At 38.3% G+C, this 11,150-nt stretch carries 17 protein-coding genes; 3 read left to right on the forward strand and 14 right to left on the reverse strand.

The genetic code is table 11. From position 1 onward, the window contains the following. Positions 1–17: 17 nt before the first annotated feature. Positions 18–341, reverse strand: coding sequence for an ArsR/SmtB family transcription factor (locus BAQ49_RS30770; protein WP_071748373.1), 324 nt, complete (start codon positions 339–341; stop codon positions 18–20). After that, complete coding sequence (locus BAQ49_RS30775; protein ID WP_071748374.1) at positions 342–773, reverse strand: SRPBCC family protein; 432 nt, start codon at positions 771–773, stop codon at positions 342–344. A 422-nt stretch (positions 774–1,195) separates the two neighbouring features. Here BAQ49_RS30775 and BAQ49_RS30785 point away from each other — a divergent pair, with 422 nt between their 5' ends. Beyond that, a complete protein-coding gene (locus BAQ49_RS30785; RefSeq protein ID WP_000498999.1) occupies positions 1,196–1,423 on the forward strand; it encodes a DUF3973 domain-containing protein in 228 nt (75 codons plus the stop codon). Positions 1,424–1,456: 33 nt separating this feature from the next. On the opposite strand, the gene BAQ49_RS30790 is transcribed toward BAQ49_RS30785, so the two are convergent. Then, on the reverse strand, positions 1,457–1,639 hold the full coding sequence (locus tag BAQ49_RS30790; protein ID WP_000621746.1) for a sporulation protein Cse60: 183 nt from the start codon (positions 1,637–1,639) through the stop codon (positions 1,457–1,459). Position 1,640: 1 nt separating this feature from the next. Then, on the reverse strand, positions 1,641–1,877 hold the full coding sequence (locus BAQ49_RS30795; protein ID WP_071748375.1) for a DUF2553 family protein: 237 nt from the start codon (positions 1,875–1,877) through the stop codon (positions 1,641–1,643). A gap of 266 nt (positions 1,878–2,143) precedes the next feature. Between BAQ49_RS30795 and BAQ49_RS30800 the strand changes: the two genes are divergently transcribed. Continuing rightward, the gene (locus BAQ49_RS30800; RefSeq protein WP_084667629.1) at positions 2,144–2,638 is read left to right on the forward strand and encodes a CarD family transcriptional regulator; all 495 of its coding nucleotides are present in this window, start codon (positions 2,144–2,146) and stop codon (positions 2,636–2,638) included. 74 nt (positions 2,639–2,712) lie between these two features. Here BAQ49_RS30800 and BAQ49_RS30805 read toward each other — a convergent pair whose 3' ends face one another. The 7 genes from BAQ49_RS30805 to BAQ49_RS30835 all read right to left on the reverse strand — a co-directional run bounded on the left by BAQ49_RS30805 (position 2,713) and on the right by BAQ49_RS30835 (position 7,395). Beyond that, the gene (locus BAQ49_RS30805; protein ID WP_071748377.1) at positions 2,713–3,498 is read right to left on the reverse strand and encodes a glucose 1-dehydrogenase; all 786 of its coding nucleotides are present in this window, start codon (positions 3,496–3,498) and stop codon (positions 2,713–2,715) included. A gap of 12 nt (positions 3,499–3,510) precedes the next feature. Further along, positions 3,511–4,368, reverse strand: coding sequence for a glucose uptake protein GlcU (gene glcU, locus BAQ49_RS30810; RefSeq protein WP_071748378.1), 858 nt, complete (start codon positions 4,366–4,368; stop codon positions 3,511–3,513). A 33-nt stretch (positions 4,369–4,401) separates the two neighbouring features. After that, positions 4,402–4,824, reverse strand: coding sequence for a DUF3888 domain-containing protein (locus BAQ49_RS30815; RefSeq protein WP_071748379.1), 423 nt, complete (start codon positions 4,822–4,824; stop codon positions 4,402–4,404). Between the two features lie 99 nt (positions 4,825–4,923). Next, on the reverse strand, positions 4,924–5,157 hold the full coding sequence (gene moaD, locus BAQ49_RS30820; RefSeq protein ID WP_000621795.1) for a molybdopterin converting factor subunit 1: 234 nt from the start codon (positions 5,155–5,157) through the stop codon (positions 4,924–4,926). A gap of 2 nt (positions 5,158–5,159) precedes the next feature. Beyond that, positions 5,160–5,624, reverse strand: a complete 465-nt coding sequence (gene moaE / locus BAQ49_RS30825; RefSeq protein ID WP_071748380.1) for a molybdopterin synthase catalytic subunit MoaE — start codon at positions 5,622–5,624, stop codon at positions 5,160–5,162. After that, the gene (gene mobB, locus BAQ49_RS30830) at positions 5,621–6,142 is read right to left on the reverse strand and encodes a molybdopterin-guanine dinucleotide biosynthesis protein B (protein WP_071748381.1); all 522 of its coding nucleotides are present in this window, start codon (positions 6,140–6,142) and stop codon (positions 5,621–5,623) included. The genes moaE and mobB overlap by 4 nt, the downstream gene beginning before the upstream one ends. After that, positions 6,106–7,395 carry a molybdopterin molybdotransferase MoeA gene (locus BAQ49_RS30835; protein WP_071748382.1) on the reverse strand — a complete coding sequence of 430 codons (1,290 nt, stop codon included), beginning with the start codon at positions 7,393–7,395 and terminating at the stop codon, positions 6,106–6,108. Before BAQ49_RS30835 ends, mobB begins: the two co-directional genes overlap by 37 nt. An 83-nt stretch (positions 7,396–7,478) precedes the next feature. Between BAQ49_RS30835 and moaC the strand changes: the two genes are divergently transcribed. After that, positions 7,479–7,964 (forward strand): cyclic pyranopterin monophosphate synthase MoaC, encoded by a 486-nt coding sequence (gene moaC, locus BAQ49_RS30840; protein WP_000094156.1) that lies wholly within the window; start codon positions 7,479–7,481, stop codon positions 7,962–7,964. A gap of 42 nt (positions 7,965–8,006) precedes the next feature. On the opposite strand, the gene BAQ49_RS30845 is transcribed toward moaC, so the two are convergent. From BAQ49_RS30845 to BAQ49_RS30860, 3 genes are all read right to left on the reverse strand, one after another. Further along, positions 8,007–9,020 (reverse strand): molybdopterin-synthase adenylyltransferase MoeB, encoded by a 1,014-nt coding sequence (locus BAQ49_RS30845; protein WP_071748383.1) that lies wholly within the window; start codon positions 9,018–9,020, stop codon positions 8,007–8,009. 16 nt (positions 9,021–9,036) lie between these two features. Then, positions 9,037–10,050, reverse strand: a complete 1,014-nt coding sequence (gene moaA / locus BAQ49_RS30850; protein ID WP_071748384.1) for a GTP 3',8-cyclase MoaA — start codon at positions 10,048–10,050, stop codon at positions 9,037–9,039. A gap of 201 nt (positions 10,051–10,251) precedes the next feature. Next, positions 10,252–11,150, reverse strand: an 899-nt coding sequence (locus BAQ49_RS30860; protein ID WP_131802738.1) for a BclA C-terminal domain-containing protein, incomplete at its 5' end; no start/stop codon positions are given.

Here is an 11,150-nt window from a genome sequence, read left to right on the forward strand (position 1 = left end):
ATTTTGGTCATCCTCTTTTATTTTTCATTCTCCACAATATGCTTAAGCATGGACAATTTATTATCCCAAAATCGTTCATAATACGAGAGCCACTGCTGTAATTCCTCTAACGGCTCCGGTTGCAAACGATATATCTTCTCTCTCCCGTTTTTTCTTCCACTCACTAAATTCGCTTCTGAAAGGATATGAAGATGCTTTACAACTGCAGTACGGCTCATTGGAAAATGGTCTGTTATTTTAGAAATTGGTAACTCTCTATCACTTAATAACCGTAATACTTCTCGGCGGGTTGGATCAGCAATTGCTTGAAATACATCATATTTCGCTGCTGACGAAGACATTTAACCTTCAACAACCTTTTTCAGTTTTTCATTTACAATCGCTACCCATCCCCCATGCATTCTATCGCGAATAATAGAGCTCTTCGCATTCGCTTTCGGAAGGATTTCATCAGGATGTTTCCAGCCACCGTGAATTAACGTAAATTCTGTTTTGTTATCTCCTAAGTCCTTCAAATCAAATGATACAACCCAGCCATCTGTATCCCATGAGAAAGATAAATGGTTTGGCTCATCAATTTCTAACACTTTACATGGTGATGGTCCAAATGGTGATTGCACATGAAATTCATGACCTACCTCTAATTCGAAATTATTTGGCATAAACCATGATGCAATCCCTTCTGCAGTTGATACTATATTCCATACTTTTTGAATAGACGCGTTAAAAACGATTGTTTGTTTAATATCATTTAATGTATTTTGTTGTTCCATTTTCATTCTCCTCTATTCGGCGCAAAAAATAACACCTTTTAGTTTCATTTTTGATAATATAACACCATTTGGTTACATGTCAAGGAAGGCTATGTTCACTGTTGAGAAATTCTCAACATTTTTTCAACAGGACAAACACCCTCTCAGCATTCCCTCATAATATACTCACAAAGGCAATAAAAAATAAAAACTTCTCTCAATATGAAACTCCATCATTCATATTGAAAGAAGTGCCTTACTTATATCACGCGTACTGTGTCTCGCCTCCTTCCCTCAGGGACAATACGTGAGATATGAAAAATCAGAAGGAATATGCCCACCATTTGAGTAGGTAGTTATTTCTCTTCTCCTCAACATTTCCTTAGGAGCGAAATGACTACCGACTCACTTTTTTAAACAAAAATAAAAAGGGGATGTAAGCTATGTTCTATTGCATTAATTGTTCTGAAATTCACCATGAAAAACATCCGAATGATAAAGTATTCAAAAACGGTTTTTATATTGATCCATTTTTAGGTGATCGTTATCACCTCGGTATGTGTACTGATGCTCAGGAGCATGAAACAGGAGAAATTCTTTTAACAGCAAAGAAAACAGGCGCAACACAATCTATTATGAACATTTTACCGACACATGTTGTCCCAACATAAAGCATAAAAAAGAGCTGGCTCCCCAGCTCTTTTTTATGCTTTATAAACAATCATCGCTGAAAAACAATAAATTTGATTTTCATCATCATTAATCGAAACACCAACTTGATACTTTATATCTACAAAATTTCCATCATCAATTTTTTTTAAAAACACATTTACAGCGTCTTCTAAGTCTTTTTCGTGACTTTCATCAAACACTTTCACACGAATCATGTTAACACCATCCTAGATCGCAGCCCTCCGCCGCTTGATTATTGCCACGGTGCGTATCTATGATGCGATAAAACTTTCCATTTTCATGTATATATCCGTCTTCTAACACATATTGTTTATCTTCAGTATAGACATAAAACTTACCTATCATAAATTTACTCGTATATAATTCCAAATAATTTGATCTAAATTTAGCTACAACTTTATTTGTAATATCAATTTTTATTGTGTGTCCCACCTTCTCTCCCTCCTTTGCAAAGAACGGATTTAGGTATATTGTATTAGCGATTTTACATTTTATGCTTAAAAATAAGTGGATATGCCTTCTTTCTGCGCCTGTACTATTTTTCTAAAAAAGTCACCTATATTTATTTCACATAAAAGCGCAAAAAAATACATAAAAAAAAGACCTTTACCATATTGACTCGAATGTATTCAATGTGGTATTATATAAAATTTGACATTTTTATCTAAGTGTGTTATCATTAAAGATGGTTACCACATATGGAGGTGGATGATTTGTTTCAAATTGGTGATAAAATCGTTTATCCAATGCACGGTGCAGGGATCGTCGAAGCGATTGAGGAGAAAGAAATATTAGGTACTTCGCGTCAATATTGTGTGATACGCATCCTTAGTAAAGATATGCAAGTAATGCTTCCGATGGATCAATTACAAAAATCAGGTATACGTTATGTCGTCGATAAAGGTACGTTAGATGGTATACTTCTTGAATTTCATCATGGGGAATCAGACCCCTCACTTTCCTGGAAACAAAGATATACAATGAATATGGAAAAAATGAAGAACGGCAATCTTCAAGATAGTGCAGAAGTTGTTCGTGATTTACTTCGTCGCAATAAAGAAAGAGCATTAAATGCGAGCGAAAAACAAATGCTAGATAATGCGCGCAAAATGGTTATTAGCGAAGTTGCGCTCGTACAGAATGTTTCAGAACATCAAGCAACAGAATTTCTTCAAGATACAATCAATCATTAATTTTAAAAATAGCTGACCGCTATTTTTTTTTGCTTAAAAAGGCCAAAGAGATTTATCTCTTTGGCCTTTTCATATTATCCACGCCCAGCTTGAAACGATGGGTATAAAGTCATTCCACCATCTGCAAATAACGTAATTCCAGTTACGTAACTCGCCTCTGATGAAGCGAGCCAAGTTGCTACTGCTGCGATTTCTTCAGGTTTTCCAATGTAGCCCATTGGTATCATACTTTCTACGTCAGAACGCTGCTTTGGATCAGCAAACTTTTCGGCATTAATCGGCGTATTAATTGCACCTGGTCCAATATTATTTACTCGAATACCTTTTGGCGCATATTCTAACGCTAACGTTTCTGTCATAAGTTTAATACCGCCCTTACTTGCTGCATAGTGCACGAATAGTGGCCACGGAATTTTCTCATGAACACTAGACATATTAATGACAGATCCTTTAATGTCGTGTTCCACAAAATATTTAATCGCTTCACGACTTCCTAAAAAAGCGCCTGTTAAATTTGTATTGATTACTTTATTCCAATCTTCTAACGGCATTTCATGCGACGGTACCGCGTTTTCTATCCCTGCATTATTAATCATAACGTCGAGCGTACCAAACTCTTTCACAGCAGATTGAATGAGATTCACAACATCTGCCTCTGCCGTCACATCACCTTTTACAGCAATCGCTTCTCCGCCTACTCTTTTAATTTCTTCTAACACATCATTCGCTTCTGACTCTCGTGAGCGATAGTTAATAACCACTTTCGCTTTCTCCTTAGCAAATCGTACTCCCATCGCTCTACCTAAACCAGTTGCTGATCCTGTAATAACGACGACTTTCCCTTCTAAATCACTATACATTTCAATGCCTCCTTATCCTTTTGCAATCCCTAACATAATTCCGGCTGCGATAATAAAAACGATACCAACAACGATACCTGTTAATTGACGTTTCGTTTTCTTTTCACCTAATATAAGAATCCCGCCAAGCGTCGAAATAATAATTCCCATTTGTGATAGTGAAAAGCTTGTTGCAACTCCGACACGCGGCTGTGAAATAAATAAAAACATATTTCCAGCTGCCCAAATTAATCCTGGAATAATATTTCGTATCGCATATTTATTAAATGGATGATGTTTAAACGTAAGTAAAATGCCTCCTAACACCATACCAACTGCTTGTGGTAATAAAGCAGACCAACCATCTACGTTAAATAGCCTAATAACTACTACGTAAACTAAATAACCGACTGTTGAAATTAATAAAATTATGATGCCCCTTTTAAAATTTGCTGCTTGCTCTGCATTTTTTTCTTCTTCATTTTGAAGTGATGTTAAAATAACACCGATAATAATACAACCGAGCGCCAAAACTCCAAGGACGACTGATATTGTCGTGGACCACTCATGAAATACGATGACTCCAAATAAAGTCGTCGCAACTAATTGAAGTCCTGTTGAAATTGGCATCGTCCTCGAAACACCCATTAAATCAATACTTTTTAATTGATTCGCCTGACCAAGTGCCCAAAATAAACCTGATACAATTCCAACTCCAATAACAGTAGGAGTTAATACTGGCTTCACAAAAATATAAACAACAATCGAGAAAATAAGTGCACCAAATGTTGTACCGAGCGTTTGACTATACGGTCCTCCGCCGAGTTTCACGTTAAATAGCACAATACTCCCCCAAAATATAGCTGGTAAAATCGCTAAAAGTATATCCATCGCTCATTACCTTTCTTTACTAAATATCATCAGTTATCGCTCTACACCATTAGAGTGTGCTTTCATTTTTTCCTTCGCTCGTGCGCAAACCTTTTCTGCAATCGCACTAGACACATTTTTTTCTCGCTCTACTTTCTTTATCTTAATGTGATCTAAATTGTCTTCCAAAGTAAGTGTAACTTTGTCATTCGGCGGATTATGCGCCCCTTGAAATGTAAGAAATTGTAGCGTCACTTCAAATCTAGGAACAAATTCATCTTTCTTGCCTAGACGCTTTATATTTGTAACTGAATCACATTCATACTGATCTTCTGTCGCTTGCCTTATAACTGAGTAATATCGATTAAGTAGTGCACTCTCTAAAAGTTGTTCCTTCGATTCTTTCGCCCAAGAATAGCTTGGAGAAGAGAAAAAAATAGAACATATCATTGTAATCATTACACATATCTTTTTCATAATTCCCTCCTTGTTCTATAAGTTAGTGTTCTCAAAATGCCCATAAAAAAACGACTTTTCCTATTTAGGAAAGTCGTTTTCTCTAGTACAAATCCAATATTAACCACCGCTCACCGGTGGTATGAGTGCAACTACATCACCAGATTGTATCGTATCATCTTCATTTGCATATTCTTCATTAATCGCAACCATAATTGGCGCTGATACTGGTACATTATATTCCTTCGCGACAATATCTTTTAACTCTGCAACCGTAATATTTTCTTTCTCTATTTGTAATTCACTTGTTCCTGCTTCTTCTTGCAAGTTCGCAAATAACAATACTCGAATCATATTTATAGCTCCTTCCCAGGCTCTCCTGCTGGATATGGTGTCTTTTCTAATTGATCACCAATCCACGAGTCGCCATCTTCCCAAAACTCCTTTTTCCAAATCGGAACAATTTGCTTAATACGCTCCATAATATATTCATTTGCTTCATAGGCCTCTTTACGATGTGGCGTTGATACAGCAACAACAACCGCTATATCAGAAATTTGCAACGTGCCAATGCGATGTGTAATCGCAACATGTGTACCAGGCCATTTTTCCTTCACTTCTGTGCCGATTTTCTGTAGCATCTTTTCTGCCATCGACTTATAAGCAACATACTCTAAGTATAATGTACGACGCCCTTTCGTAAACTCCCTAACCGTTCCAATAAATGTTGTAACAGCACCGCATTCACGTCGAATTACTTTCTTTGCCACCTCTTCAATTTGGATTTCTGTATCAATTACTTCATAATACGTATTTATCATTTTGCACTCCTAACCGTTTGTAAAAACCAGTCTACATACAATTTTTCTTCTGTTATATGAAATACTTTATAGTCTTCTCTTAAATTTGACAGGACATTATCCCACGTAATAATTGCTACTACGTTTTCTACCTTATGTAAAAGTTCAATGTCTTCCGCAGAACGAAGTAAAACTACTTTTGAATATTTCTCAGCTTTATAGCCCTCTATTAAAATCGTATCCACTTCAAAAAATTCGTACAAGCGGATAATTTCTTGCAAGGACCATTCATCTCGTAATGAAGACAGAGATAGTAATCCAGCGCCTTCTACACTACTTACGACAGCACCAGCTTTCCGGTGCCTTTCACTATCTTTTTGCGCTACTTCAGGAAAACCACCATGACCATGATGCTTAATTGTAGCAACTTTCATTTCACTTTCAGCTAATGCATGCACAATTTTCTCTACAAGTGTTGTTTTCCCGCTATTTTGATACCCTACTATTTGTAAGATTGAAGGGGCGTTGCCCATGGCCAATCACATCCCTCGGAGTGCTCTAACAATAATACAGATACTTTCATCCCTGCTTCAAATCCTCTCGTTCCTCCGGGCAACACGATAAAAGCATTCGCATCTGCGAGTGAAGATACCGCACTCGATTTATCTAAACCGACCGGCGTCACTTGTAGTGCCCCATTAACAATGCTCGCTTTCGCTCTTACAAAACGAGTAAACGGATTTGGTTTCGGAAAGTCTTTTTGCAAAATAGCGTCTGCCCTATATATGTGAGGCTCCTTCGCATACAAATACGTTTTTATAACCGGATGCACAAACAATTCGAAACCTACATAACAAGCTGATGGATTACCTGATAAACCGAAAAGTAACTTTCCATCAACTTCAGCTACTGTCGTTACACTTCCGGGTCTCATCGCTATTTTATTAAAAAGCACATTCGCCTGTAACTTTTCATAAATAGCCGGTAAGTAGTCGTAATCTCCTACTGAAACACCGCCCGTTGTAATTAAAATATCAACCTCATCCATCGCTGATTTAACAGCTGTAAAACATGCATCTAACTCATCGGCAAGTTGTCCATAGTAACGCACTTTCCCGCCAGCTTTCATAATTTGAGCTGCAATCATATAAGAGTTACTATTTCTAATTTTGCCTGGCTCTAGCGACTCATGCACTTCAAGTAATTCGCTTCCTGTCGTTACAATACCGACAACAGGCTGTTTTACAACTTTCACAGTGCTATATCCAAACGTCGCTAACAGTGCGGCAACACCTGGATTGATTACAACACCTTTGTTAACAAGGACTTGATTTTGTTTTATATCTTCTCCTTTAAATGACACATTGTCACCATTTTGGAAAGAGCGTTTCAACTTCATATATGTACTTTCGTTCTTCTCGAATCCTTCCGTCAACTCTAGCATTACGACTGCATTGCAATCTTCTGGGATAGCTGCTCCTGTCATAATACGAACCGCCTGAAAAGCTCCTACTTCTTCTAAAAAAACAGAACCTGCTCCGATTTCTCCTATTACTTCAAATTCAACCGGGTGCTCTTGACTCGCTTCTTTCGTATCTTCTGCTCGAATTGCGAAACCGTCGTAAGGAGAACGATCAAAGTGAGGAACGTCGTGATCTGAGACAACATCCTCCCCAAGAATCCTCCCATAACTTTCTGTAATAAAAACTTCTTCAACTTCACCATGCTTAGCGTATTTCATCACCCGCTCTACTGCCTCAGCAACTTGAATCGGGATTCGTTTTTCTACCATTGTTTCTCACCTCATATTTGCAAAATATCTAATCTCGATTACACTTTATATATTAAATCGTAATTACTTCAAGGAGGAATTCCATGTCTTCATTCACACATTTCAATGACCAAGGGCGTGCTAAAATGGTTGATATAAGCGACAAAAAAGTAACCGTTCGAACAGCAATTGCATGCTCTAGCATTCTCGTTACGAAAGAAATTTTCGACAAAATCTCTCACAATGAAATTGGTAAAGGTGATGTATTGGCTGTTGCACAAATCGCAGGCATTATGGCTGCAAAACGCACTTCTGATATTATCCCAATGTGCCATCCTTTATTGTTAAAAGGTGTTGATGTTTCTTTCGATTGGAAACAGTCAGAAGAACAATATCGACTACTTATTGAAGTAAAAGTTAAAACAGAAGGTAGTACCGGCGTTGAAATGGAAGCTTTAACAGCTGCTTCCGCTACCGCTCTTACCGTGTACGATATGTGTAAAGCTGTTGATAAAGGCATGATTATTGGTGAAACGTACTTACTTGAAAAAACAGGCGGAAAAAATGGAGATTATATTAGAAATTCTTAATACTATCTTTTCCCTTTGAACCTAAAGGACTCTCCTTTAGGTTCACCCTATATATCTTGCATATAAGCGTTTCGCCACATTCATATCATTCGTCCCATGAATAAACGCTCTACCATCTGTAAATAAAACAAAACGATATTTTTCCACCGGAAATGATAATAAATAAGGTGTTTCCTTTACATCCACACTTTTTTGTAAGCGCCTTTTAATTTCTTCTAAATTAAACCCCTGTCGCACACCTGGACGGATTTGAACTGTATTTCGTCCACATAATACTTCTGTTTTCGTTTGTGCTTCAAATGTTAAACTCGGATATGTACGTAGCTTTCCACAAGATAAACATGTATCCTTTTTCTGTCTATTCACTTTAAATGCCATCTGTTGATTATTCCAAAGATCAAATGATAGCATCGTTTCACGAAGTGCCTCAAAATCTTCTACTAATATTTTTAAAGCTTCCGTTATTTGATGCGCAACTACTAATTGCACTGCTGGCTGTATAATACCGGCCGTATCACATGTCGCTCCGCTCGCTGGATGCTCCATTAAACATCGAAAACATGGCGTTTTTCCTGGCAAGATTGTATAAGTTACTCCGTAGCTTCCAACGCATCCCCCATATATCCACGGAACGTTATACATTTGAGATATATCATTAATAAGAAGGCGCGTTTCAAAATTATCCGTCGCGTCTAATATTAAATCTACACCTTTAATTAACTCTTCCATTTCTTGAACCGTTACATCGGTCACAACCGGGATAATTTCCACTTCAGAATTAATCGCTTTTAAATGTTCTGCTGCCGCTATCGCTTTCGGCTTATAATGTTTCGCATCTTCCTCTGTATATAATTGTTGCCTTTGTAAATTGCTCCATTCTACATAATCACGATCAGCAATCGTTATTTTACCAACACCTGCTCTAACAATTGCTTCTGCATTCGCTGCGCCGAGAGCACCAGCGCCGATAATAAGCACATGCTTCCCTCTTATTTTTCGCTGCCCTTCTTCTCCAACACCAGAAAATAATATTTGTCTTGAATATCGCTCCTGCATACGATAGCCTCCTTTCTTATCCTCCTATATAAGACATTTCAATTTTCGGACGATTCTTTGCACTTTCTTCTGTCCGTTCATCCGAATACCTATCTTTTCTATTCATCCACACATCTTGTATAACGCTTAATAACTCATCATCCGAAAGGTTTCCTCTAAGAAGTTTCCTTACATCCAATCCTTCTGTCGCAAATAAGCAAGTATAAAACTTTCCATCTGCTGAAATTCTCGCTCTCGTACAAGAGGAACAAAATGATTCAGAAACAGAAGTAATAAAACCGACTTCAACATTTGTTCCAACGTACCGATATCGCTTCGCAACTTCACCGAAATAATGCGCTTCAGCTGGCTCAAGCGGATACACTTTATGAATCATCTCGATCAATTCTCGCTTTGTAACCACTTGATCGAAATTCCATCCATTCGTACTACCAACATCCATAAACTCAATAAACCTAAGCGTGATTCCTCGCTCTTTAAAATACGCAGCCATCGGAAGTACTTGATGATCGTTCATCCCTTTTTTCACAACCATATTTACTTTCACTTCAAGCCCTGCCTCTTTTGCTGCTTTAATTCCCTTAATCACAGGTTTCGTATTAATATTTCTACCATTAATGTCCCTAAATGTATCGTCATCTATTGCATCTAAACTAACATTTACTCTATGTAATCCAGCTTCTTTTAATGCCTTTGCTTGTTTCGTTAAATGAATAGCATTTGTCGTTAATCCTATATCTACTAGCCCGTCAATTTTCACGAGACGTGCAATAAGTTTTGTTAAATCTTTACGAAGCAGTGGTTCACCACCAGTAAGTCTAATTTTTCGTACACCGATGCTAACGAACACTTTTGCCAAACGTTCGATTTCATCAAACGTTAGTAAAAACTCATCTTTCAAAAAAGCATAATCAGGCCCAAATACTTCCGCTGGCATACAATATGTACATCTAAAATTGCAACGATCAATGACAGATATGCGTAAATCTTGAAGTGGGCGTCCAAAAAAGTCTTTAACCATCTCCTGCATCGCCACCCTCCCTTTCTGCCAAATTTCTCTCTTTTCATTCTATTATAATATATTTTCGAACTGCGATGTTTTTGCTCACGTGAATAAAGTGAAACTTTAAATAATAGAAAGTTATCAATTCCCCTCTGATTAGCGAAGATGACTCTCAAATACCGGGATAAAAAAACCTTGAAACATAAAAGTTCCAAGGTTTTCTACTTATTAACTTAATCTAATAATAGTTAGAGTAGCTCCTGGCGTTGTCGTAGATAATGTAGCTATTGCAACTAATCCAAATAATTGCAAACTAACAGCAGCTCCAGCAGGCAAGTTAGCAATTATTGGTGCACTAAATGAACCAGTAGCCACTACCGGAGAGTTTATCGTTCCCGCAAGCGGACTGCCATTTACAGTTATACGAGAACTTACAATTAATCCTGCCGTTAGATTAATTGTATAGGCTATATAATAATTCCCTGCATTCGCAACTGTAAATACAGTATTTCCACCACTAACGGTTATTCCTGGTCCAATATTTTGATTGTTCGGTAATGGGATATTCGTACCACCTAATAAAACGGAAATAGCTGTTCCTGATGTATTATTCGCAAATGCATACGTTGCAGTTGTACTAACTCCAGTCACTCCGGTTGCTCCGGTTGCTCCAGTAGCCCCCGTTGGACCTTGGATTCCTTGCGGTCCTTGTGAACCAGTAGCTCCCGTATCCCCTGTCGGGCCTTGTGGGCCTTGCAAGCCTTGCACACCTTGAATGCCAGTTGGGCCTTGTGGACCAGTCGGACCTTGGATTCCCTGTGGGCCCTGTGCTCCGGTTGCTCCGGTTGCTCCTTGTATCCCTTGTGGGCCTTGTGCTCCTTGAATTCCTTGTGGACCGGTTGGGCCTTGAATTCCTTGTGGACCTTGTATCCCTTGTGGACCTTGATCTCCTGTTGCTCCTGTTACACCTTGTATTCCTTGTGGACCTTGAATTCCTTGTGGGCCTGTTGGACCTATTTCTCCTTGCACACCTTGTATTCCTTGTGGACCCTGTAAACCCGTCACTCCGGTTGCCCCTGTTTCTCCTGTTGCTCCTGTCGGGCCTGGTGGTCCACCGGATGGACCGG

Source organism: Bacillus proteolyticus, from assembly GCF_001884065.1.
Lineage (GTDB): Bacteria > Bacillota > Bacilli > Bacillales > Bacillaceae_G > Bacillus_A > Bacillus_A proteolyticus.